The sequence below is a fragment of the Nonomuraea sp. B12E4 genome (genome assembly GCF_039871825.1).
Lineage (GTDB): Bacteria > Actinomycetota > Actinomycetes > Streptosporangiales > Streptosporangiaceae > Nonomuraea.
In genome coordinates this window covers 101212-125175 of sequence record NZ_JBDPME010000023.1, presented here as the reverse complement: position 1 = coordinate 125175, position 23964 = coordinate 101212, and the positions used below count along the sequence as shown (strand labels likewise).

General features: G+C 71.3%; 20 protein-coding genes. 15 read left to right on the top strand and 5 right to left on the bottom strand.

Annotation, left to right across the window (positions count from 1 at the left end; genetic code table 11):
• Positions 1-451: 451 nt before the first annotated feature.
• Positions 452-2611: a transglycosylase domain-containing protein gene (locus tag ABGB18_RS37045; RefSeq protein ID WP_347700333.1), complete on the bottom strand. Its 2160-nt coding sequence runs from the start codon at positions 2609-2611 to the stop codon at positions 452-454.
• A 293-nt stretch (positions 2612-2904) separates the two neighbouring features.
• On the opposite strand from ABGB18_RS37045, the gene ABGB18_RS37040 reads away from it, so the two are divergent.
• The 4 genes from ABGB18_RS37040 (at position 2905) to ABGB18_RS37025 (ending at position 6163) form a co-directional block, all read left to right on the top strand.
• Positions 2905-4101, top strand: a complete 1197-nt coding sequence (locus ABGB18_RS37040; RefSeq protein WP_347700332.1) for a hypothetical protein — start codon at positions 2905-2907, stop codon at positions 4099-4101.
• On the top strand, positions 4098-5105 hold the full coding sequence (locus tag ABGB18_RS37035; RefSeq protein WP_347700331.1) for a hypothetical protein: 1008 nt from the start codon (positions 4098-4100) through the stop codon (positions 5103-5105). The genes ABGB18_RS37040 and ABGB18_RS37035 overlap by 4 nt, the downstream gene beginning before the upstream one ends.
• Before the next feature lie 60 nt (positions 5106-5165).
• Entirely contained in the window at positions 5166-5678 is a 513-nt protein-coding gene (locus tag ABGB18_RS37030) for a MarR family transcriptional regulator (protein WP_347700330.1), read from the top strand.
• A gap of 71 nt (positions 5679-5749) precedes the next feature.
• On the top strand, positions 5750-6163 hold the full coding sequence (locus tag ABGB18_RS37025; RefSeq protein ID WP_347700329.1) for an STAS domain-containing protein: 414 nt from the start codon (positions 5750-5752) through the stop codon (positions 6161-6163).
• A gap of 84 nt (positions 6164-6247) precedes the next feature.
• On the opposite strand, the gene ABGB18_RS37020 is transcribed toward ABGB18_RS37025, so the two are convergent.
• Positions 6248-7651 (bottom strand): NAD(P)/FAD-dependent oxidoreductase, encoded by a 1404-nt coding sequence (locus ABGB18_RS37020; protein ID WP_347700328.1) that lies wholly within the window; start codon positions 7649-7651, stop codon positions 6248-6250.
• A gap of 252 nt (positions 7652-7903) precedes the next feature.
• Here ABGB18_RS37020 and ABGB18_RS37015 point away from each other — a divergent pair, with 252 nt between their 5' ends.
• Positions 7904-9004 (top strand): sialidase family protein, encoded by a 1101-nt coding sequence (locus ABGB18_RS37015; protein WP_347700327.1) that lies wholly within the window; start codon positions 7904-7906, stop codon positions 9002-9004.
• 299 nt (positions 9005-9303) lie between these two features.
• On the opposite strand, the gene ABGB18_RS37010 is transcribed toward ABGB18_RS37015, so the two are convergent.
• The gene (locus tag ABGB18_RS37010; protein ID WP_347700326.1) at positions 9304-10956 is read right to left on the bottom strand and encodes an IucA/IucC family protein; all 1653 of its coding nucleotides are present in this window, start codon (positions 10954-10956) and stop codon (positions 9304-9306) included.
• An 80-nt stretch (positions 10957-11036) separates the two neighbouring features.
• On the opposite strand from ABGB18_RS37010, the gene ABGB18_RS37005 reads away from it, so the two are divergent.
• Positions 11037-12608: an IucA/IucC family C-terminal-domain containing protein gene (locus ABGB18_RS37005; RefSeq protein WP_347700325.1), complete on the top strand. Its 1572-nt coding sequence runs from the start codon at positions 11037-11039 to the stop codon at positions 12606-12608.
• A gap of 70 nt (positions 12609-12678) precedes the next feature.
• Here the strand turns inward: ABGB18_RS37005 and rfaE2 are convergent, their stop codons facing one another.
• Positions 12679-14112 carry a D-glycero-beta-D-manno-heptose 1-phosphate adenylyltransferase gene (gene rfaE2 / locus ABGB18_RS37000; protein ID WP_347700324.1) on the bottom strand — a complete coding sequence of 478 codons (1434 nt, stop codon included), beginning with the start codon at positions 14110-14112 and terminating at the stop codon, positions 12679-12681.
• Between the two features lie 219 nt (positions 14113-14331).
• On the opposite strand from rfaE2, the gene ABGB18_RS36995 reads away from it, so the two are divergent.
• From ABGB18_RS36995 to ABGB18_RS36985, 3 genes are read left to right on the top strand one after another with little or no spacing between them, the layout of a single operon-like run.
• Positions 14332-15480: a glycosyltransferase family 9 protein gene (locus ABGB18_RS36995; protein WP_347700323.1), complete on the top strand. Its 1149-nt coding sequence runs from the start codon at positions 14332-14334 to the stop codon at positions 15478-15480.
• Positions 15481-15523: 43 nt separating this feature from the next.
• Positions 15524-16102 (top strand): TetR family transcriptional regulator, encoded by a 579-nt coding sequence (locus tag ABGB18_RS36990; protein WP_347700322.1) that lies wholly within the window; start codon positions 15524-15526, stop codon positions 16100-16102.
• 32 nt (positions 16103-16134) lie between these two features.
• On the top strand, positions 16135-16896 hold the full coding sequence (locus tag ABGB18_RS36985; protein ID WP_347700321.1) for an SDR family oxidoreductase: 762 nt from the start codon (positions 16135-16137) through the stop codon (positions 16894-16896).
• Positions 16897-16976: 80 nt separating this feature from the next.
• On the opposite strand, the gene ABGB18_RS36980 is transcribed toward ABGB18_RS36985, so the two are convergent.
• Positions 16977-18500: an N-acetylmuramoyl-L-alanine amidase gene (locus tag ABGB18_RS36980; protein WP_347700320.1), complete on the bottom strand. Its 1524-nt coding sequence runs from the start codon at positions 18498-18500 to the stop codon at positions 16977-16979.
• Positions 18501-18751: 251 nt separating this feature from the next.
• Between ABGB18_RS36980 and ABGB18_RS36975 the strand changes: the two genes are divergently transcribed.
• From ABGB18_RS36975 to ABGB18_RS36950, 6 genes are all read left to right on the top strand, one after another.
• Positions 18752-20704 (top strand): family 10 glycosylhydrolase, encoded by a 1953-nt coding sequence (locus tag ABGB18_RS36975; RefSeq protein ID WP_347700319.1) that lies wholly within the window; start codon positions 18752-18754, stop codon positions 20702-20704.
• Positions 20705-20753: 49 nt separating this feature from the next.
• On the top strand, positions 20754-21842 hold the full coding sequence (locus tag ABGB18_RS36970) for a histidine kinase (RefSeq protein WP_347700318.1): 1089 nt from the start codon (positions 20754-20756) through the stop codon (positions 21840-21842).
• 137 nt (positions 21843-21979) lie between these two features.
• Positions 21980-22381, top strand: coding sequence for a YbaB/EbfC family nucleoid-associated protein (locus ABGB18_RS36965; RefSeq protein ID WP_347700317.1), 402 nt, complete (start codon positions 21980-21982; stop codon positions 22379-22381).
• Positions 22381-22761, top strand: coding sequence for a YbaB/EbfC family nucleoid-associated protein (locus ABGB18_RS36960; protein ID WP_347700316.1), 381 nt, complete (start codon positions 22381-22383; stop codon positions 22759-22761). The genes ABGB18_RS36965 and ABGB18_RS36960 overlap by 1 nt, the downstream gene beginning before the upstream one ends.
• 58 nt (positions 22762-22819) lie before the next feature.
• Entirely contained in the window at positions 22820-23125 is a 306-nt protein-coding gene (locus ABGB18_RS36955; RefSeq protein ID WP_347700315.1) for a hypothetical protein, read from the top strand.
• Positions 23116-23964 carry a hypothetical protein gene (locus ABGB18_RS36950; RefSeq protein ID WP_347700314.1) on the top strand — a complete coding sequence of 283 codons (849 nt, stop codon included), beginning with the start codon at positions 23116-23118 and terminating at the stop codon, positions 23962-23964. The genes ABGB18_RS36955 and ABGB18_RS36950 overlap by 10 nt, the downstream gene beginning before the upstream one ends.

The window sequence follows — 23964 nt, the reverse complement described above, 5'->3', positions numbered from 1 at the left end:
TAGGGCCTTTGCAGCGAGTGCGTCCGACTGTACGGACGCCCGCCGAATCTGCTCAGCTAGGGGCGGTGGTGACCGTCAGTGGTTTCTGAGCCGAATGTGGATCACGCCATATTTCCCCACCCGATTCGTCAAATCTGACGATCTCGAAACCCCCTCTGGATAAATGTTCTCCGCGCGTCCGGGGGTTCCGGCGGGACATTCTGCAGCGGGGATTCCATGGATCGGCCACTGTTTCCGCCGACGTGGTGGTCCGGTCGGCGGAGGGCGGTCCGCCTCAGGGCGTTCCGGCGAAAAAAGTTGGCGACCAGGTTGGGCCCGGCACCCCTTGGCCCGTCACGATCGCGGCCGTGCACGGCATCGGGTTGCCGTGCACGGCCGCGACGGACCGTCATGGCCGCGCCGGTCCGTCGCGACCGCGACGGACCAAGGAGCGCGAACCGCCGATCGCGGCTCAGCCGAAGGTGGCGTCGCCGCGGTCCGCCTCGTCGAGCGGGCTGTCCGCCACGTTGCCGCCGTCCCCCTGATCGCCCTCGTCGGGCCGCTCCGACTGGACGGGAGCGCAACTCTGGCCGCAGCCACCGAAGCGGGCGGTGTTGACGGGGGTGAACTCGGTCGGCGGGATCCCCTTCAGCGCCGAGATCATGGTGTCCTTCCAGATCGGGCCAGGCACGGACGCCCCGAACACCGAGGCGTAGTAGGTGCCGCCGAGGGTGACGTTGTTCAGCTTGTGGTTGACCGCGCCGCGCGGGTCGCCGATGCTCACCGCACCTGCCAGGTCGGGGGTGAACCCGGCGAACCAGGCGGTGGACTGGGCGTCCGTGGTGCCGGTCTTGCCGCCGGCCGGACGGCCGATGCCGCCCACGCTGCTCATGGTGCCCTTGGTGAACACGCCGGACAGGATGTTCGCCGCGGCGTCGGCGACCTCGGCGTCGATCGCCTGCTTGCACTGCGGCTGGTAGGTCTTCACCTTGCCGTAGCGGTCAGTGATCTTGGTGATGGCCATCGGCGTGCAGTACTTGCCGCGCGCGCCGATCGCGGCGTAGGCGTTGGCGACGGTCACCGGGTCCATCTCGTTGATGCCGAGCGTGAACGTCGAATACTCCTGCAGCGGGTTGCCGTCGGAACGCTTGATGCCCAGCGACCTGGCCGTCCTGACCACGTTGCACAGGCCCACCTTCTGCTCCAGTTGCATGAAGAAGGTGTTCACCGACCCCCAGGTGCCGGTGGCGAGCGACTTGAAGCCGCCGCCGCCCTCGTCGTTGGTGACGGTGAAGGTGGGGTCGGCGATGTTCTCGCCCTTGCAGTTCTTGAACGAGGAGTAGTACGGGGCACGGTAGCCGCTGCCGACCGTGAACCCATCATTGATCTTCATGCCCTGCCCGAGCGCGGTGAGCAGGGTGAACGTCTTGAACGTCGAGCCGGCCTGGAAGCCGATGCCGCCACCGTGCGCGGCGTTCGCGACCACGTTGTACGACATCTCGTTCCTGCGCTTGCTGGTGCCGTACGTGCGGCTGGCCGCCATGGCCTTGATCTGGCCCGTGCCCGGCTGCACCAGGGCCTCCGAGGCGACCGGGCTGTCCGAGGGGTGAACGTGCTTCTTGATGGCCCGCTCGGCGGCCTTCTGCATCCTCGGGTCGAGCGAGGTCTGGATCGTCAGGCCGCCCGTGTTGAGGAGCTGCGTCCTGGCCCGCTTCGTCTCGCCGAAGACCTTGTTACTGAGGACCTCGTTGCGGACGTACATGCAGAAGTACGGATACGGGCTGGCCTCGCAGCCGCCCGGCAGCGGGGTGTCCTTGAAGCCGAGCGGCTTGGCCTTGGCCTCGGTGGCCTGCTCCTTCGTGATCTTCTGCAGCTCGGCCATCCGGTCGAGCACCACGTTGCGCCGCGCGAGCAGCCGAGCCCGGTAATCCTTGCCACGGGCGGGGTCGGTCATGTTGGGGTCCTGCACGGCGCCGGCCAGGGTCGCCGCCTGCACCAGGGTGAGGTCGGCGGCTTTCACGCCGAAGAAGCGCTTGGCGGCCGCCTCGATGCCGTGGGCGCCGGCGCCGAAGTAGGCGATGTTCAGATATTTCTCGAGGATCTGGTCCTTGGTGTACTTCTCCTCGACGGCCAGCGCGTACCGGAGTTCGCGGAGCTTGCGGGCGTAACTGGCCGCCAGCGCCGCGTTCTTCTCCTTCTCGGAGGTCGCCGAGTTGAGCAGCACCTGCTTGACGTACTGCTGGGTGATGGAGGAGCCGCCCTGGGCGATGCCGCCCGAGGCCATGTTCTTGGCGAGGGCGCGGATGGTGCCCTCGATGTCGATCGCGCCGTGCTCGTAGAAGCGGTAGTCCTCGATCGAGATGATGGCCTTCTTCATGATGTCGGCCACCTGGTCGAGCGTGATGTTCTCGCGGTACTGCTCGTAGAACTGCGCGATCTGATTGCCCTTGGCGTCGAGCACGGTAGTCTTCTCAGCCAGTGGGGGTTCTTTCAACTCCTCGGGCTGGATGCCCAGGTCCTCCGACGCCGATACGAACATCGCGCCCGTGCCGCCGACCGCGGGGATGGCGATGGCCGCGGCCACCACGCCGGCCGCCACCGCCGCGGCGGTCAGGCGACCGAGACTCGACATACGGGAACCCATGCTGGTGATTCCTCCCATTCGTGGCAATAGGGTGCATCCTAAACCCCGCCATACGTGCTCCATGTAAAAACTAGGACCCGCCGCGGGGCTGTTTAGTTCGGTGTTGACGCGGTGTTTTTGGTCACTTTTGGGCGTCCGCCCCGGGACGGGTCGTGTGCGGCGGGGCGAGTTTCCGCCAGCCCCGGGCAAAGAAGCGGGTTGTCGGCGGGTCGCGCGGCCGCGGCTCTGGCAACGTCAACGGAACATCAACGGGGTCGTTTTCTTGCGTGGGGGAGGGTCTAATGCGTCATGCCGGAGATGGCGAGCCCGCCGATCTTCTGCTCTCCGCCGTCAGGACATATTGGGGCGAACGCCACGGCGGTGCGAGATACGTCGTGGCGGAGGCGCACGGCCAGGACATCAGGGTCGTGGCGCGTACCCTCATGGTCGCGAAGGCCGTCTGCGGCCTGCTCTCGGCGCGGCTGGTCGTGCTGGCGGAGCCGGAGTGGAAGCGGCTGGCCGAGGCGTTCGGGTCCACCGGGGACGCCAGGCCGGAGGCGCCGCCCGCCGCGGTGGTCACCAGCCGGGTCGAGGCCGCCGAGGTCAGGGACGTGCCGGTGGTGCACGTCCACGGCACGGGCGGGCTACGGGCGTACACGCTGTTCCCTGATCAGGGCCCGGTCTCGTACCAGGACGAGATGCCCGCCAGGGTCGGCGAGTTCTTCGAGCGGCACGTCTGGCCGCGCAGGCAGGCCATCAGGCCCAGCGCGGAGCGGGCGGCCTGGCGCTCCAAGAGCGGCTACCAGATCCGTACGGAGACCGAGCGCCGCCAGCTCCGCTACTACGGCTGCGCCCGCCTGGGCCTCGACCCCGACCGCGCCACGATCACCGTGTTCGGCCACGAGCCGGGTGACAGGGAGCTGTTCGAGGCGGCGGCGGAGTACGCGGCCGGGAACGAGTCCGCCAACTGGCTCTTCCTCGACCCCGTCGGGCACGACCGCCCGCGGATCAGGTCCGTGACGGGCTCCCTGAGCGCGAACATCCTCTGGAGCCTGACGGACGTGGGCGTCACGTTCGGCGACAGCGACCTGCCCGCGTACGGCATCCCCGTCATCCAGGCCGGCTGGTCGGAGGGCGGCGCCTGCGGCGCCACGCACGTCGTGCGCTCGCCCGCCGAGCTCGGCCGGCTGCTCGACGCGGCCATCGGCAGGCACGCCAAGGGCGACAGCATCCTCGGGCCCGAGCAGCGCGAGCGCGCCCGGTTGTGGCTCTGGCTCCGCCGCTGCGGTGCCGACGTGCCCACCCAGCTCCTGCCGCACTGGGCGCACGGCGACGACTACGCCCGCGCGCTCGCCGTCAGCCTGGCGTACGCCGAGCGGGACGGTGATCCGCTCTACACCGCGGTACGCCGCATGTGGGACAGGCGTGAACCCGTCCTCACCCGATTCGACTTCCACGATCTCGACGTCGCCTTCACCTCCGAGGGGAGCCCCCGATGAACAGCTCAGAATCCTCGACCGACCTGGACCAGGTGATCCTCCCCGCGATCCCGCCCGTACATCTGCTCAGCGGGCAGATCTCCGCCCTGCAGGTGACCGACCGGCTGCAGCGGGGCGGTCACATCGTGGGCAGGTTCGAGGCGTCGGGGCTGGTCGGGTTCAAGGTGGCCGCGCACGGGCGGCCGCTGCGGGTGCAGGTGTCGCTGTCCACGGACGACATGTCCGTCAACGGCTGGCACAACGGTCAGACTGAGCCCCAGGGCCCGGCGCTGCCGCGCTTGGTGCAGGTCCGCTCCCAGGGACGGCTGCGCCAGTGCGTGCTGCTGAAGGGCCGGCGGGCGCACGCCAAGGTGGCCTTCGAGCTGTCCGCCGACGAGATCCCCGACGACGGGCTGATCTGCGTCGAGGTGCTCGACATCATGGAGGGCGAGGGCATCTCCGAGCAGGTCAGGCAGGCCGCCTCCGGCCGCGTCCTGCCCGACGGGGTGGCCGGGCTGCGGCTGAACAAGGTCGTGTTCGAGCTGATCCCGGAGTCGGAGTTCGACCCCGACACGCTGGACGGCCTGCGCTGCGAGTTCTCCTCGCTGGTCAGCGCCGGCGGGCTGGCCAACTGGAACCGGAGGCAGGGGCTGCGCGTATTGCGCTCCGGCATGCTCGTGATCAACCCGGTGTTCAGGGACACGTTCGGGTCGAGCGGCCGGCTCACGCTCAGGCTGGGCGCGAAGGCGGAGGCGGCGAGCCTGCTGCCGGTGACGTGGCGGCGGATGAGCAGCGAGCTGCGCTGGCTGGGCCACGCGGGCCGGAAGATGTGCGGCGCGGCGTCGCCGCTCGTGGAGCGGGTGCTGGGCATCCGGGGCGGGGACATGGGGGTGCCGGAGCAGAGCGCGCGCTCGAACATCACCGAGCTCACGCTGCCGGACCAGGCGCAGTGGCCCTTGCTGGTGCTCATCGCGCCCCGCCGCGGCGTCGTGCCCACCCTGGAGTCCGCCCGGGTACGGGAGTGATCCCGCGGCGCCGGCCCGCACGCGCGGCCGGCCGGTCGCGGCCCGAATAGGATGCGGGTCATGGGCGACCCGATCGACAGGATTCTCGAGCAGTGGCGGCGCGAGCGGCCCGATCTCGACCTGTCGGCCATGGGGATGTTCGCGCGGCTCGCCCAGGTGATGCGGATCATGGAGCCGCGGGTCGAGCGGGTCTTCGGCCGGCACGGGCTGCGCCAGGGCGAGTTCGACGTGCTGGCCGCGCTGCGCCGGTCCGGGCCTCCATACACGCTGATCCCGTCGGAGCTGTCGGCGGTGCTGATGATGTCGCGGGCCGGCATGACCAACCGGCTCGACCGGCTGGAGGCCGCCGGCCTGGTCGAGCGCAGCCTCGACCCCGCCGACCGGCGTAGTTTCCGCGTCCGGCTGACCGGCGAGGGCCTGCGGATCATCGACGAGACGCTCACCGAGCACGCCGCCAACCTGGCGCTCCTGGCCTCTCCGCTCACCGCCGAGGACGCGCGGGCACTCGCCGAGATCCTGGGCAAACTGCTCGACGGGCCCCTGGGCAGCTCAGAGGACGCCGGGACGCGATAGGCCGGAAAAAATTGCTCCTTCCCGTGATTACGCCGCACAGCGGGAAGTTTCACAGTGTGGGGACGAGTGGTTTGCAGATCGAGACCATCCGGCACCTGCGTTGCACGGTCATACGAGCCAAGGGCGAACTCGACCACGCGGGCCGGATACGGTTCAGCGCGTGCATCATGGCCGTGTGGGACTGGTCTGAGGGGCCCGTGCTCGTGTTCGACCTGGCCGACCTCGAATTTTACGACTCGTCGGTGATCGGTGTGCTGGCGATGGCGATGCAGCGGATGGAGGAGGAGGGCAGCGGCCGGATCATCCTGGTCCGCCCCACCAGTCATCTGCTGTCCGTATTGCGGCTGACGGACCTGCTGTCACATGTGGAGCTGCGTGACAGCGTCGAGGAGACGGTGGCGGAGCTGACGACGCGATCGGGTGATCCGGCCGCCCCTGCCCCGCTTCCGCCACCTGTGGTGCTGCGCCTGGGCGGGCCGCGCTGAGCCTGCCGAGGTCCCCGGCAGGCTCCGCCGAGCGCGCTTGGTGGTGCCTGGGTGCTTTGTACTGCCTGGGCGCGCCGTCTCGGCTCACAGCCCGTACGTCTCCAGCAACCGCAGCCAGATCTCGCTCACCGTCGGGAAGGACGGCACGGCGTGCCACAGCCGGTCCAGTGGCACCTCGGCGGTCACCGCGATCGTGGCGGCGTGCAGCAGCTCGGCCGCGCCCGGGCCGGCGAACGTCACGCCCAGCAGCACCTTCCTGTCCTCGTCCACGACCGCCCTGGCCCGGCCGCGATAGCCCTCGCCCAGCAGGTAAGCCCCGGAGACCGCGCCCATGTCGTAGTCGACCACGCGAATCCGGAAGCCCTCCTTGCGGGCCGCCGCCTCGGTGCGGCCGACCGCGCAGATCTGCGGATCGGTGAACACCACCTGGGGGGAGCCGTAGCCGCCGGCCAGGTCGCGCATCGCGGGCAGCTCGTCGCCGCGGGCCCTCGCCGCGATCACGTCGCCGGCGATCCTGGCTTGATATTTGCCCATATGGGTGAGCAGCACCCGCCCGTTGACATCGCCCACGGCGTACAGCCAGCCGTCGGACACCCCGGTCGCGCGCATGCTGTCGTCCACCTCGACGGGGGTGTTCTCGGGCAGGCCGACCGTGTCGAGCCCCAGGTCACGCGTCGCCGCCCGGCGGCCGGTGGCCACCAGCAGCTCGTCGGCCTCCAGCGGCGGGCCCTCCGCCAGGTGCACCGTCACCGGCCCGCCGGGCTTGGGGCGCTCGACCCTGACGGTCTCGGTACGGGTGCGCACGTCGATCCCCGCCTCGGCGAACGACTCCGCGACCATCTCGCTCGCGAACGGCTCCATCCGGGCCAGCAGGCGGCCGCCGCGTACGAGCAGGGTGGTCTGGCGGGCGCCGAGCCCGTGCATGGCCTGGGCCATCTCGCAGGCGACCACGCCGCCGCCCAGGATCACCAGCCGCTCGGGGACCTCCTTGACCCCGGTCGCCTCACGACTGCCCCACGGTGCCGCCTCGGCCAGCCCGGGCACCGGCGGGATCACGGGGGTGCTGCCGGTGGCCAGCACGACCGCCTGCCGGGCGGTCAGCGTGCGCTCGCCCTCGGGGGAGGTGACGCGTACCCGCTTGGGGCCGTCCAGCCGGCCGTGGCCTCGTACGAGCTCGCCCGGGACGTTCTCGATCCAGCTCACCTGGCCGGCGTCGTCGTAGTTGCTGACGGCCTCGTCGCGCCAGGCCAGCACCTTGGCCGCGTCGATGTCGCCGAGTGACAGGCCGGCGACCCTGCGTACCTCGCCCGCCAGGTCGATCGGGCGCAACAGCGCCTTGCTGGGGACGCAGGCCCAGTAGGAGCACTCGCCGCCGGCCAGCTCGGCCTCGACGATCGCCACGGTCAAACCGCCGCGTACGGCCCGATCCACCACGTTCTCACCGGCAGGACCGGCGCCGATCACGATGACGTCGAATTCGTCAGCCACCCCAGCCTCCCAGATGCACTCGCCTATGCTGTGCAACTCTTTCACGCCCAGGAGCCGGGTCCAGCGACCGGGCCTCACCACCTGTGCCGCCGAGGAGCCCCTCCCCGGCGGCACAGCCATGCCACGAATCCCCCTGGGTAGCGAGGTTTGGGCACTTTTGTACCTTGGGTTGCACTGGTATCGGTGGCCTCATTCGCCATTACGTCGGTCCTACGTCAAGGGGTGTTAACCCTGGCGTCGTAGCGTGCTCGCATGGCGGATCGTTACCCCACGTCAGTGCCGTTTCGGCAGGCGACCGAGGGATACCACACCTTCCGGATTCCCGCTGTGGTGGTGACCGGAAAGGGCACGGTGTTGGCGTTCGCGGAGGGGCGGCGGGGGTCGGCCGGGGACTCCGGGCACATCGATCTGGTGCTCAGGCGGTCCTCCGACGGGGGAGCGACGTGGGGGGCTCTGCAGGTGGTCGCCACGGAGCCGCGCAGGGGGACCGCGGGTAACCCGGCGCCGGTGGTGCTGAGCGACGGCCGGATCGTGCTGGTGTTCGTCAGGCAGTGCCCGACGGCGACCGAGGACAAGATCAGGCGCGGGCAGGTGGCGGCGGCCGACGGGCGTCGCGTGTTCGTGCAGGTCAGCTCGGACGACGGGGTCACCTGGTCGGCGCCCACGGAGATCACCGCCAGCGTGAAGCGGCCCGAGTGGCGCTGGTACGCGACCACCCCGGGGCACGCCGTGGAGCTGCGCCAGGGCCCGAACGCGGGGCGACTCGTGGTGCCCGCCAACCACTCCCTGCCCCCGAGTGGATCCGACAACGGCACGGAGGGCAAGTACAACGGCGGCCATTCGCTGCTCAGCGACGACGGCGGCCGGACCTGGCGGATCGGCTACCTCGACGACAAGCCGGACGGCTACATCAACGTCAACGAGACCACCGGCACGGAGCTGCCGGACGGGCGCCTCTACCTCAACACCCGCACCGAGTCCACCGCCCCGGGCGTCAGGGCCGATGCCTATTCCGCCGACGGCGGGCAGAGCCTGGAACACCCCTTCCGCCCGCAGACGGGGCTGGTGGGGCCGGTGGTGGAGGGCAGCGTGCTGTGGTGCGCGTCGCCCGACGTTCTGCTGTTCTCGGGCCCGGCGGCCCCGGACGCGCGGGCCCTGATGACGGTACGCGCCAGCGCCGACTTCGGCGTCACCTGGCGGGTCGCCCACACGGTGTCAGGCCTGCCCGCGGCCTACTCGGACCTGGTCCGGCTGGACACGGACACGGTGGGCCTGCTTTTCGAGACCGGCGACTTCGGGCCGTACGAGAGCATCGCCTTCCGCCGGATCCCCCTCGCCGACCTCATCCCATAGTGCCGGCCGTTGAGATCGCAGAACCGCAGGTCCGCCGCCGCGACGATCACGAATTTGACCAGGGACCGCGGGAGCGGGGCGAGGAACGCGGCCAGCACGGGCCTCGTCGTGGAATCGAGCTCTCCCGTCAGGGCGATCACCAGGGTGCTGTCACCCACGGGAACGAGGCGTACTGACAACTCCATCATCGCCCGTCTCCCTCCTCCCGCGTTGCGGACCCCCGGCGCCACGCTTCAGGGCGATTTTCCTCCCACCTCGGGTAAAGAGCCAGGCGCTTCGCGGCGGGAGGACGAACGCCTTCAGGCGAACGCCGCGAGCGGATTGCGCACGCCGACCCAGGTGTCCCCGGGTGCCGCGCCGTCCAGCCGGGCGAGCAGGTGGCCCTTCACCATGATCTGCGGCCCGAACAGGACCTCGCGGTCGGCCCGCACGTCCGGCGTCGCCGGGAGCCGGTCGAACGCGTCCCGCGCGGCGGCCGCCACGACGGCCCAGAGCCGGGATTCCGCGGCGCGGTCGCCCTGCCCGAAAAGCGAGATCAGGCTGCCGAGCGTGGTGCCGACGAGCGAACCGAACAGCTTGGCGTGCAGCACCCCGGGGTCGTCGGAGAGCAGGCGGGCGCTGATCGGCGGGGCCTCGATGCCGTTGCGGGCCAGCCGGGCGGGGCTGACCCTGATGTCGGCCAGGTCGCGGTAGACCAGCCGGGCCGGGAAGCCGCCGCGGTCGAGCACGACCAGCAGGTTCTGGCCGTGTGCCTCCAGCGCCGCGCCGAGGGCCAGCAGGCCCAGCGCGTCCGTCAGGGCCAGCCGGGCGAACGCCGCCAGCCACTGGTCCGGCCCGCCGGCCGGCACGCGGGTGAGCGCCGCCACCGGGATCGCGCTCCCCGGCGACGGCTCGCGCAGCAGAACCGACAGGTCGGCACTGGGCTCGCCGTTGACCCTGGCGGCGGCGCCGGCCAGGTAGCGGGCGATGCGCGGGCGGCCGCCCCGGCGCGCCGACAGTGTGGCGAGCAGGTGTGACAGGGGGACGCAGTCGCGTACGGAACCAGGGGAGATGTCCCTGATATCCGAGGTCATGCGGGTGCTGAGGGCCGTCTTGACGTGCGGGCCGCCGTCGAGCGGGGCGAGGGTTCGTACGGACATCAGCGGCCGTGCCGGTATCGCCCCGGTGGCGTACGGACGCAGGCCCAGGGCGGGCAGGACGTGCGTGGTCTGCCAGGGGTGCACGGGCAGCAGCAGCCGGTCGCCGTCCGTGAGGGCGGCCGGCCACGAGCCCGTCACCAGGCATTCGCCGGCGGGCACCGCGAGCAGGTCCAGCAGGACGACGGGGCGGTGCTCCGGCATGTACGCGAGCTGCTCGGCCACCGATATCCCCGGCCGGTTGCGGCACCCGGGGTGGTACGGATGACCGTCCACCACCCCCTGCTCGTGGTCCGCGAAGCCCGCGTGCGGGCCCGCGAGGGCGCCCGCGCGGGACAGCGCCAGGGAGGCGACGCTGTTGTCCAGGTCCTCGACCAGGCGGGCGGCGCCGGGCAGGTCGAGGGCGGACATCAGCTCGGCCGGATGCGTGTGCGGCCGGCCGTCCAGCCACAGGCACGGCTCGCCGCCGAGGTCGTGCGGCGACCGCGCCCGTCCGGTCAGCCTGCGCCCGCCGGCCAGGAGGATCTCCGCCTCCCGCCCCGGAGGCGGCACGGCCCTACTCGCCTCCCGGCCTGCGGGCGCTACGGCCCCGGGCTCTCCGATCGGAGGCGGTGCGGGCCCGGGCTCCCCGCTCGCCGCCCGGTTGCGGGCAGAGCCGTTGGGGGTGGTGCCGGGAAGGGGCTCGTACAGGAGGCCGCGCCAGAGGCGGCCCAGGACGGCGGCGCGGGCGCCGGGGAGCGCCGCCGCGTACGCCGCCGACAGGTCGGGGCGTACAGCGGCCAGTTGCGCCGCGAAATCAGCCTCCAGCCGCCGCATATGCCCCCCTGTCTACAGAAATATGCCTGGTAACTACCCCTGTGGGCAGCACCGGGTACAAAAGGTAGGAGCAAGTCCCCATGGCAACCACCGACGGCCTCCTCCCGCCCTTCGGGACGGACCAGGAGGCACACAGAGACGCCGAAGCTCTCGCGACGACGGCGCTGCTCAACTGCCTCATCCGCGAGATCGCCACCCACCTGGGCGACGGCGGCTACCTGCTGCCCGCGACCGGCCGCGTCCTGCGTGCCGGCGGTGACCGCTTCCCCACCGACCCGGCGCTGCGTACGCCCGCCGGCTGGCGTCCGCTGCCGCTGGAGGAGCTGATCGGCCTGACAGCGGCCGAGCTGCGCGCGGGCACCGGGGTCGCCAACGACGCGTTGCCCGCCGAGATCCGGCACAGCCGCGACGTCATGGCCACGCTGCTGGCGACCAGGCGTGGCGCCGTGCCGCCGGCGGACCCGTACGTGCGTTCGGAGCAGGCGCTGGTCGCCGGGCACCGCTACCACCCCGCGCCCAAGGCCCGCGGCGGGGCGGGGGCGGGGGCCTGGCTCCCGTACGCGCCGGAAGCGCATGCGAGCTTCACCCTGCCGCTGCTGGGCGTGCCCGTGGGGGACCTGATCGAGGAGGGGGACGCGGGGGCGCTGGACGGGCTCGGGCCGCCCGCGGGCGACGGGCTGGCCCTGCTGCCCGCCCACCCCTGGCAGGTGGAGCTGCTCGGCGGCCTGCGCGACGGCCGGCTGCGCCACCTGGGCGCCGGCGCGGCCAGGGCGGTGCCGACCTCCTCGATCCGCACGGTGTACCTGCCGGAGTGGGACCTGTTCTGCAAGTTCAGCCTGGACGTGCGGATCACGAACGACGTGCGGCGCCTGTGGCTGCGCGACCTGCGCCGGCTGGCCGTGCTCGCCGACCTGCTGGGCGCGGCCTTCGACGACCTGCCGGAGCACGTGCCGCGTCCCGCCGTGCTGCGCGACCGCGGCTACCGCAGCGCCGAGCTGGGGAAGGACGGCGGCGAGGCGCTGGCGGTGATCGTCCGGGACGGCCTGCGCGAGCACCTGCGCCCCGGGCTCACGGCGCTGCTGGCGGCCGGCGTCAGCGAGGGCTTCACCGGCAACCCGCTCGACGGGCTGGGCCAGGAGGGCGCGCTCGCCTGGTGGGAGCGCTATCTCGACCACGTGGTGCCCCCGGTGCTGCACGCCTTCCTCCGCCACGGGGTCGTGCTCGAATGCCACCTGCAGAACGTGCTGATCGCCGTGGACGGGTACGGGACCCCCGCGCGGGCGATCTTCCGCGACCACGAGGGGGTCAAGCTCGTCGCCGATCGCCACCCGCTGCCGCGCGGCGGCCACGTGCTGGGGCGCGCCCGGGCTTGGGAGCGGCTGGTGTGCTGCCTGCTGACCAACAACCTCTGCGAGATCGCCGGTGCCGTCGCCGCCCGCCATCCTGGGGTACGGGGCGAGTTGTGGGGGCGGGCCAGGGCCGTGTTCGCGGCCTGCGGGAAGGACCATGACGACCCGGAGGAGCTGCGTGACCTGCTGGCGGCCACGCACGTCCCGGCCAAGGCCAACCTGCTGCTGCGCTGGCTGGGCGCGGACGGCGGCACCATGCGCTGCGTCCCGGTGCCCAATCCGCTGAGACCTGGCACGCCGTGACCGGTGAAGCGCCTGCGATCTCGCGCGCTGTGACCGGTCGCTTGCGGGGCGCCCCGCTCGCCGTGATCCGTCACGCGCTGTCAAGCCGGTCGGGGAGCGACCGCAGGCGGCCGATGATGGCGGTGGTGGAGCGGTCGGGCAGGTAGTCGAGCACGCGCACCTCGCCGCCCAGCGAGCGGACGAGCGCCGCCTCCGCCAGCATCTCCGGCGTGTAGTCGCCGCCCTTGACGTAGAGCTCGGGCCGGATCATCCGGAGCAGCCGTTCCGGCGTGTCCTCGTCGAACTCCGTCACGTAGTCCACGTCGTTCAGTGCCGCGAGCACGGACATGCGGTCCTCGCACGGGTTGACCGGCCGCCCCGGGCCCTTGAGCCTGGCCACGCTGGCGTCGCTGTTGACCGCCACCACCAGCACGTCGCCGAGCTGACCCGCCTGCTCCAGGTAGCTGACGTGCCCCCGGTGCAGCACGTCGAAGCAGCCGTTGGTGAACACCACCCGCTCCCCCCTGCGCCGGTGCTCGTCCAGGAGCTGGGCCAGGCGCTCGGCGCTCTGCACGGCGCCCTCCTGGCGGCGCAGGGCGCGCAGCAGCTCGTACCGGGTGCAGACGGCCGTGCCCTGGCGGCGCACCACGACGCCGGCCGCCGCCTGGCCGGCCTCCGCGGCCTCCTCCGGCGTCGCGCCGTCGGCCAGCCAGAGCGCGAACGCGGCGGTGTAGGTGTCACCCGCGCCGGTCGCCATGTGATGGGGCGCGGGCTGAGCATAGGTCCGGTACGGCCGGCGCCCACCCCTGTGCAGCAACGTGCCCTCGCCGTCCAGCGTGGTCACCACGATCCCGGCCCCGGTCAGCTCCAGCAGCCGGTCGGAGCACGACGTCAGGTACGCCAGCCGGTCGGCCGTCCCGTCCGTGTGGCCGAGCAGGCGGACGACCTCCGCGTAGTTCGGCAGGACGGCGGCCGGACCGCATTCGCGCCATGGTGCCACCGCGTGCGCGTCCACCACCAGCAGCGGGAGCCCGGTGAGCGCCCGGCGTACGGCGGGGGTGAACACGCCGCCGCCGTAGTCGCACGCGACGACCACGTCCGCGCCGGGCAGGGCCGCCGCGAGCCGTTCGACCAGATCCCGCTCGGCCTCACCGGAGAGCAGGTCGAGGTCCTCCTCGTCGAAGCGCGCGGTGAGCTGGCCGCTGGCCACCAGCCGCCACTTGTGCGAGGTACGCCGTCCCGGCACGGTCAGCAGGTCCGTCTCGACCCCGAGCAGCCGCAGTGACCGCACCAGCTTGTCCCCGCAGTCGTCGTCGCCCACGACGCCGACGAGCCGGACGCGCGCACCCAGCGCCACCAGGTTGGCCGCCGTGTTGGCGGCTCCGCCGGGCGCGTCCTCGGTCGCCTCCAGGCTCATCACGGGCACCGGCGCCTCCTGAGCCAGGCGCTTGGCCGAGCCGAGCAACCAGGAGTCGAGCATGACATCTCCGACGACCACCGCATTGACGGCCTTCTCAGTGCCCATGAGGAGCGAATACCAGCAAAAGCCCAGCTCAAACCAGTTACCCGGGTGAGGTCTCGGGGTAGCCAGGCGGCTATGCACCACCGCGCGCCCGCGGATGCCCGCCACTCCGCGCCCACTGATCCGTATGGCTCCGCGCATGCGTCCGCACGCCGTTCCACGCACGCGGACGCGCGCCGTTCCGTCAACGCGGATGTCCACAGCCCTGTGGACGAGGGCGTGATGAGTTTCGCGCATCCGGACGTGCACACCCCGGCTCAGCCGGAGGCGCACAACCCCGCGCATGCGGATGTGCGCAGCGTCCGGCGGCCTGAGGGGGCCGAGACGGCGTTGGTCGGCGGGGTGCGGAGGATCGCTGTGTTGCGGGCCAACGCGATCGGCGACTTCCTGCTGGCGTTGCCGGCGCTGGAGGCGCTCAAGCGGGCCTACCCGGGCGCTCGGCTGACCTTGCTCGGCACCTCCTGGCACGCCGGCTTCCTGGCCGGGCGGCCAGGGCCGGTGGACGACGTGGTGGTGCTGCCGCCGATCTCGGGCGTGTCCACGCGCGAGATCGGCCGAGCGGCGCCCGACGGTCTGTGCGAGGAGCTACGGGGGCGCCGCTTCGACCTGGCGATGCAGATCCACGGGGGCGGGCGTTACTCCAATCCGTTCATCCGGCGGCTGGAGGCCAGGGTGAGCGCGGGGTTGCGGGCGCCCGGGGCGCAGGCGCTGGACCGCTGGGTGCCGTACCTGGCCTATCACCACGAGACGCTGCTCTTTCTGCAGGTCGCCGCGCTGGTCGGCGGGGTCGCGGACGGGCTGGAGGCGCGGGTGGCGGTCACCGGTGACGACCGGGCCGAGCTGGCCCGGGCACTCGGCGAGCCGGCGCGGCGGCTGGTGGCCGTGCATCCGGGCGCGAGCGATCCGCGGCGGCGCTGGCCGGTGGAGCGCTTCGCCGAGGTGGCCGACCAGGTCGGGCGGCCCGTCGTGGTGACGGGTACGCGGGAGGAGAAGGACCTGGTGATGCGCGTGGTCACCCTGATGCGCCGGCCCGCGATCCCCGTCGTGGGCGCGCTCGGTCTCGGCGGGCTGGCCGCGCTCTACGAGCGCTGCGACCTGGTGATCGCCAACGACACGGGCCCGCGCCACCTGGCCGCCGCGGTCGGCACGCCCACGGTCGCGGTGTACTGGTGCGGCAACCTGATCAACGCGGGACCGCTCAGCAGGACCAGGCACCGGCCGCTGATCTCGTGGACCACGGCCTGCCCGGTGTGCGGCGCGAGCTGCGTGGACCCGGCCGCCGAGCGCTGCCCGCACGACGTGTCGTGGGTGACCGACATCCCGGTGGGCGCGGTGCTGGAGCAGGCCAGGGACCTGCTCGCCGCCGAGTGAGAAAATTAGACCGCTCGTTCTTGAATATGCTAGCTTGGCCGCCGTGGCGAGGACAAAGGAGTTCGATCCGGAGGTCGCCCTGCAGCGGGCTCTCGAGCTGTTCTGGGAGCGCGGATACGAGGCGACCTCGATGTCGGATCTCGTGGAGCGGCTCGGCGTGGCCCGGGCCAGCGTCTACGCGACGTTCGGCGGCAAGCGGGAGCTCTACCTGAAGGCGCTGGAGCGCTATCTGGAGCAGGGCGACGTGGTCGAGCCGCTGTCCCAGCCGGGCCCCGCGCTGCCCGCGCTGCGGGCCTTCCTGGACCGCTACGTGGCCGAGTGCCTGGCCGACGAGCTGCGGCGGGGCTGCCTGGTGGTCAACACGGCGGTGGAGCTGGCCGGGCGGGACCCGGTGGCGGCGCGCAAGGTGGCGGCGAGCTGGGCGGAGCTGGAGACGGCGCTCGCCTCTTCACTGGTCAGGGCGCGTGCGCAGGGGGAGATCCCGGCGGGGAAGGACCCGCACGCGCTGGCCAGGTTCCTGCTCGTGCTGCTGCAGGGGATCAGGGTGCTCGGCCGGGCCGATCCGGACCCGCGCCGGTTGCGTGACGCGGTCGATCAGGCCATGAAGGCAGTGCAAATTTGAGAACGATCGATCTTATATCGAGGGGACAGACGATGGCTGGGAGTTTCGCCGGCAAGGTGGCGCTGGTGACCGGGGCGAGCGGGGTCGTGGGGCGGGCGGCGGTGCTCGCGTACGCCGCCGAGGGTGCGGCGGTGCTGGCCGTGGGCCGGGACGCGGCCAAACTCGCCGAGGTGGTGAAACCCATCGAGGAGGCCGGCGGGCGGGCCGGCGCGTTCGTCGCGGACGTCACCCGGTCGGCGGAGGCGGCGGCCATGGTCGAGGCCGCCGTCTCGCGGTTCGGCGGGCTGGATGTGGCCTGCAACGCGGCCGGGATCTTCGGCCAGGCGGCCCCGGTGGCCGACTACGACGAGGACATCTGGGACGAGGTGCTGGCGGTGAACCTCAAGGGGGTGTTCCTATCGATGAAGCACGAGATCGCGCATATGCGGGCGAACGGCGGAGGCGCCATCGTCAACGTGGCCTCCAACCTCGGCGCGCACTGGCGGCTGGCCGGAGCGGGTGCCTACGTGGCCTCGAAGGCGGGGGTGAGCTTCCTGACCCGCACCGCGGCCAGGGAGTGCATCGGCGAGGGCGTGCGCGTCAACGCCGTCAGCCCCGGGCCCGTCGACTCGCCCATGTCCATGCGCCCCGGCGAGACCCCCGAGGATCGGGCCGCCCGGATGAGGACCGCGCTGCCGATCGGCCGGGTCGCCACGCCCGAGGAGATCGCCGCGGCGGTGCTGTGGTTGTCGTCGCCGGAGTCGAGCTTCGTGGTCGGCCAGGACCATGTGATCGACGGCGGCGCCACCGCTTGATCCGCAGGTGCGGTGCTGAGGGTGCGGTGCTGAGGGTGTGGCCCGCGCCGCCAGGAGGGCGCGGGCCGCACGATCAGGTGTCAGGACAGGCGGCTGATCCGGACGGCGTCGGCGATGACCAACCCCGTGCCGGAGGTCCAGCGGCTCGCCCCGACGACGTTGTAGGTGCCGGCGTTGAGGGTGAAGGTGCCTATGTTGCGCCAGGCGCCTCCGCCGGCCCGTTGGTCGACGTAGACGGTCTGGTTGCCGCTCGACGTCGCCACGATGTACGGCGCCGAGCTGTTGTACCCGGGATCGTCCGGATACCAGACCTCCACCTGGTAGCTGCCCGCGCTCGGGATCGCGGCCGAGTACCATGCCGGGTCGCTGGAGGCGACCGGGTCGGCGAAGCGGTAGTCGGCACCGTAGCGCTGGGTGGAGTAGGTGGAGGTGCCCCAGTTGGCGCTGGCGGTGAACTGGCCCGCGGTGGTGTTGTCGACGGTCGTCGTCCACGTCGGCGGGTTGGTGGTGCCACCGGTCACGTAGTTCATGTACGTGGTCCAGTTCCAGTTGCGGCCCGGGTCGGTGTGGGTCGCGCCGGGCACCTCACTGTGGGCGATGATGCCGGTCCGGGTCTTGGGGATGCCGTACTTGTCGCAGAGGTAGCGGGTCAGCGCGGCGGAGGCCCGGTACATCGCGTCGGTGAACCATGAGGGGTCGTCGACGAAGCCCTCGTGCTCGATGCCGATGGAGCGGTTGTTGTAGGTGGAGTTCCCGGCGTGCCAGGCGACGTCCTTGTCGCGCACCATCTGGGTGATGGCGCCGTTGGAGGATTTGACCACGTAGTGGGCCGAGACCTGCGCGGCGGGGTTCTGGAACCAGGAGATGGTCCCCGCGTACGAGCCCTGGGTGACGTGGATGACCACCCGGTCGATGTTGTAGCTGGACTCGCGGCTGGAGACCCGGTAGTTGCTGGTGCTGGCGGCCACCCAGGCGGCGGGCGGGTAGTCGGGGCTGGCCACCGCGGCCCGCGCGTTCAGGTCGCGGACCTTGGCGTACTCGCCGCGGTCGGCGGTGACCTCCTGCGGCTTGACCTGCACGCCGCGGGTGTCGATGCCGAGGCCGAGCTGCCCGTACACGGCGTCGGCGTAGAGGCGGGCGGCCTCGGGGGAGGAGGCGGCCGCGTACTTGGCCACGGCCTGGTACCAGCGGCCCACGTCCTGCCGGGCCGCGTCGTCGAGGCCGAGGGCGTCGGCGTGGGAGCGCAGGACGGCCGCGCCGCCGAGGATGTTGGCCGCGTCGTCATTGCGCAGTTGCTCGACCGGGAGGTCGGTGAGCTCGGCGGCCTTTTCGAGCGAGTGGTTGGTGGGGTTGCTGACCAGGTGCATCAGGCCGTAGCCGTTGCTGGCGCTGGGCTCGCCGTTGTGGCCGTCGAGGTGGGTCTCGGCGTAGGCCACGGCGACGAGCAGATCGCGGGGCACGTCGTGGTCGGCCGCCGCCTTGGCGAACGCGGCGGGCAGCGCGGGCTCCTCGGCCTGTGCCAGGACGGGCTGGCCTGCGGTGATGAGGAGAGCGGCGAGCACAGAGGTGGCGAAAGCGGTTAATCGCGTGCGGGCGAGAGTCATGGGGGGCTCCTCGTTGGCGATAACGGCCAGCACGCTACGGCACTCCCTGACAATTGTCGATAATTGACATTACTTCCGTGTTAGGTGAAACTTTTCGCCCCAGCTTCCCGCGACCAGAGGCGTCCGGCGGGTGGCCGGGGAATGGCCTCCGGGGGCCTGCGGGGTTTCGTCGAGGGGCGCCGGAAGATTGGGCCCCCACGAAGTTGTGAAAACTATTGCGCATAATCGTGATCACGCTGAAACTTCCTTTCGTGACCGCGCTCCTGCGTACCGTCCTGGCGGCGCTCACCGCCGCAGTCGTCAGCATCGTGGCCCCCACCTCCTCGTTAGCTTCCTCCACCGCCTGCGCGACCGATCCGGCGACGCCGAAACGGCAGCTCAGGGCCATGTGGATCTCCTCCGTGTCGAACATCGACTGGCCGAGCCGCACCGGGCTGAGCGTGTCCGCGCAGCAGGCCGAGTTCCGCGCCTGGCTGGACCTGGCCGTGCAGAAACGGATGAACGCCGTCGTGGTGCAGGTCAGGCCGACGGCCGACGCGTTCTGGCCCTCGCCGTACGAGCCGTGGTCCCAGTGGCTGACCGGCACCCAGGGCGGCAACCCCGGGTACGACCCGCTGGCGTTCATGGTCAACGAGGCCCACGCCCGGAACCTGGAGTTCCATGCCTGGTTCAACCCGTACCGGATCGCCAACCACGCCGACCCCGCCCGGCTCGTGTCCACCCACCCGGCGCGGCAGCACCCCGACTGGCGGTTCGCCTACGACGGGAAGTTGTACTACAACCCGGGCATTCCCGAGGTCCGCGAGTTCATCGAGGACGCGATCATGGACGCCGTCACCCGCTACGACGTGGACGGCGTGCATCTGGACGACTACTTCTACCCCTATCCGGTGAGCGGCCAGACCATCCCCGACGCCGCCGCCTACGCCAGGTACGGCGGTGCGTTCGGCGACGTCGCCGACTGGCGCCGCGACAACGTCAACCAGCTCGTACGCGAGCTGGACCAGCGCATCCACACGGCCAAGCCGCATGTGTCCTTCGGCGTCAGCCCGTTCGGCATCTGGCGCAACGCCGGCACCGACCCGCTCGGCTCGCGCACCTCGGGCCTGCAGTCGTACGACGCCATCTACGCCGACACCAGGCAGTGGGTGAAACAGGGCTGGGTGGACTACATAGCGCCACAGATCTACTGGCACATCGGCTTCCCGACGGCCGCCTACGAGGTGCTCACCGCCTGGTGGTCCGACGTCGTCCGGGACAGCGGCGTACAGCTCGTCATAGGCCAGGCCGCCTACCGCGCCGGCGCCTCCGGGCAGGACGCCGCCTGGCAGGATCCGGCCGAGCTGAGCGACCACCTGTCCGACAACCGGCGGCATCCCGAGGTCGCCGGCGACATCTACTTCAGCGCCAAGGACGTCAGGGCCGACCGCATCGGGGCCATGACCCGGCTCGTGAACACCCACTACACCAGGCCCGCCCTGCTGCCCGCGCGTGGCACCGGCGGCGCGCCCGCCGCACCCGCGATCACCTCGGCCACCCCAGTCTCGAACGGCGTCCAGCTCGCCTGGACGGGCTCGGACACCTCGTACGCGGTCTACCGGGTGGACGGCTCCCAGTCCACGGCCGACCCGTGCTTCTTCGCCGACGCCCGCAACCTCGTCAGGACCACCCGGCAGACCACGTTCACCGACACGTCCGCCGCCACCGGGACGTACACGTACTATGTGGCCGCGCTCAACCGGCAGCACCGGGAGAGCCCGCCCAGCGCGGGCCGGGTCGTGGGCTCGTCGGGCGGCTCGTTCAGCGTCGTGATCGACAACGCCGACCCCGGCTTCACCGCCGGCGCGAACTGGGGCACCTCCGCCTTCTCCGGGCAGTCGCACGGCACCGACTACCGCTTCGCCGAGCCGGTCTCGGCCAGCGACCCGGCCTGGTACCGGGCGGCCATCCCGAGTGCCGGTAGCTACCGGGTGGAGGTGTGGTACCCGGGCGACTCCGGGTACAACAGCGCGACGCCGTACATCGTGGCCGCGGCCGGTGGCAACCAGACCGTCACCGTGGACCAGCGCTCGGGCGGGGGGCAGTGGCGGGTGCTCGGCACGTACCAGCTCGCGGCCGGGACGTACAACGTCGTGGGGGTGAGCCGCTGGACCGCCACGGCCGGTTACGTCATCGCCGACGCCGTGCGGATCAGCAAGGTCTGACCCCCGCAGGAGTCTGGGCAGAGTCGTCGGATGATCGTACGATGAGCCGGTGGACGGTGCCCGCCCGCGGCCGATCGACGCGGTCGCGGTCCTGGTCGCGGCCGGCTTGACGATGGCGACCGGCTATCCGGGGCCCGTACTCGTGGTCCTGGTGGCGGCGGCGCTGCCGGTGTTGTGGATGCGCCGCGCGCCGCTCACCGTCGCCTGGATCGGCGCGGGCACGGCCATCGCGCTGCCTGTGTCGTCGGTGCTGGTGCCGGCGCAGCAGCTCGCCGCGCCGTTGCCCGGCGAGCTGCTGCTCTGGCCGCCCGCGTGCCCGTTCGCCGTCTACGGCGCGCTCGCCTTCGCGGCCGAGCGGCACCGCGGGGTGCCGCAGTGGTCGCCGGTGATCATCCTTGCCCTGGCCGCGCTGGCCTATCCCGACCTGCCCCTGCTCCTCCGGACCGAGGCGGTGATCGCGCTGGCGGCCCTGTACGGCATGTACACGTCCGTCAGGGAACGCCTGCGGCGCGAGCTGGCGGAACGGGCCGAGCGGGTGGAGCGTGAGCGGCTGGCGGGCGAGATGCACGACGTGGTCACCCACCGGGTGAGCCGGATGGTGCTGCAGGCAGGGGTGCTGGCCGTGGCCTCGCGTGACGAGCGCGCCAGGGCGGCGGCCGAGGAGCTGCGCGCGACGGGGTGTGAGGCGCTGGAGGAGCTGCGGCACATGACGGCGCTGCTCCGGCGGGGCCCCGGGGAGGGGTTCGACCGGGGGCTGCCGCTGCCCGACCTGCGGCCGCTGATCACGGAGTCGGCAGCCGCCGGGATACCGGTGGAGCTGGTGGTGGCCGGTGTTCCGGTGCCGGTTCCCGGCGCCGTGGGGCGGACCGCGTATCTGGTGGTGCGGGAGGCCCTCACCAACGTGCGCAAGCACGCGCCCGGCGCGGAGGTGCGGGTGCAGGTCCGCTACCTGCCCGGTTCGGTACGGGTCACCGTCCGCAACACGCCCGGCTTGCCGGACGCCTGGGTCTCCGGCGCCGGCCCTGGGATGGGCCTGCTCGACCTGCGGCGGCGGGTCGAACTGATCAGCGGCACGCTGGAGACGGGCGAGCAAGAGGGCGGCGGGTTCCGCGTCGAGGCCGTCTTCCCCACGAGCTGAGCCTCGGCGCCACTGGCCGCCGAGGAGCACGTCACAGCACTTCGTTCGGGAGCGTTGACGGTGAATCTCTCATCACGGGTCTCCGGCCGTCTGATATGTATAAATTTCCTAGAAATGACTTGACAGGGAGGTCTCACGTGTCATGGCCGGCACCTGAACAAGATCGCCAATATCTGGAGGAGGTCTTCCAGCGGACGCGGGAGGCGATACACGACCTTCGCCAGGCCAAGCACACGATCGGGGAGATCGAGAGTACGGGAGAAGCCGCCGACGGGATGATCCGGGCAACGGCTGACGGGGGCGGCTCGATCAGGAAACTCAAGATCAATCCCCGCGCGCTGCGGCTCGACACGGTGGCGCTCGGTCGCGAGGTGACCAGGGCGATCCAGGCGGCGCAGGAAGACTCCGCGCGGCGCGCCCAGGAGATCCTGGACGGTGTCACCGCCCGCGTCGGAGCGCTGCCGGAACCACTCGACGAGAGGCTCATCGAGCATCGTGTGGAGGCCGTGGCCCGCGAGCTGTACTCGGGAGGACTGTGATGTTCGGCTACGACATCGATCCGCGAAACATTCGCTCCCAGGACCTCGACCTGGCCACGGAACAGGTGGACCAGGCCGAGGCGCTGCTCGCGGGCGTGGAGGAGAGCCTGAGCGAGATCATCGGCGTGGGGGATAGCGGTCACGTACGTGCGACCGCTACCGCCGAAGGCAGGATCCTGGAGGTCGTGCTCGGGCAGCAGGCGGTGAAGAAGGGCAGCGAAGCGCTCTCCGAGGAAATACTCGCGGCCGTGGGCCGGGCGCAGGACGATGCCCGGCGTCAGGCAGAGACCATGCTCCGCGAGGAGTTCCAGCAGGCCGTCCCGGACGTATCCCTTGATCCCATCGCACTTCAGGAGCAACTGAGCCGGTTCCTTGACTAGCTGCGTGAATTATCACCGTCAATCACATTAATAACTAACGGGCGCTATCGTCTCTCTTATGAACACGGGGTTCGAGATCTCGAAGGAGTCGCTGAGGCTGCAGGCGTCGCGCATGCACTCGCACGGGGACGACTATGAGGCGGCGGTGCAGCGGCTACGGGAACGAAGCGGGAGGTGGGGGGACGACGGGCTCTTCGCCGAGATCGAGATGGCATGGATTGACTGCCGTCAGACGATTCTCGATGCCGGGCCGGGTCTGGGTGGCACGCTGACCGACCAGGGGGACCGCATGATGGCCGTGCCCGCCAACATCGATGCCGCGGATGCCGCAAGCATCATGCCGGAGCGCGACGCATGGGCATAATGCTGCCACCGGAGTACGACGCGACGCTGGAGATGGCCGGCCTCTGGTGGCCGAACGTCGACGAGGACGAGGTCAACTTGGACGGCGACGCGGCCGACATCGTCCAACGCGGCACGACGCTGGCGGCAGCCGAGGTCGACTCCACCGTCGGTGCCGCCTCAGCCGTCTACCAGGGCGACTCGTCGACCGAGATGCAACGCTCCACCGACCACAACTCCGCGCGCATGGCACAGGCTTCGCACGCGATGCGCTTGGCGCCTCCCCTGCTGCACGGCATGGGTACGGTGGTGACAGGCACCAAGGTCGTCGTGGGCACGATCGCAGCCATCGGTACGGCACGACTGCTCCAGGCTGCGCTGTCCGGTCCGGCCGCGGGACCTCGCACGATGGCCACTTTGCTGGCCATCCGGCGCGCGGGCGTCAAGGCCTTCCGCCAGGCGGCCGAGGGCAGCGGCCGGCACCTGGCCAGAGGGGTTGAGCACAGGATCACGCGCCCGATACGAGAGCTCCTCGAAAGCCGCTCTCGTTTCGGCCCTCCGGGCAGCCCGGCCTTCGCGGGTGTCCCCAGCTCAGGCGGCACAAGGCTGGCGGGGGTCAGGAACCCCATAGAACGGCCTCAAGTGATGGAGATGCGTGGCGGCCGCGGTGGGCGCGGAGGCGGCCGCGGGCGAACGGAGGCCGACGCCAACCTCACTGACGAGGAGCTGGAGGCGCTCGAGGCCAAGGAACAAGGGCTGCCTTACGACCGGAGCTTGTTCAACAGAGCAGCGGGGAAGGTCCGGAAGGCCGAGAAGTTCTCCGGCGATCGGAACAAACAGAAGCGGGGCAGGAAGGGGTAG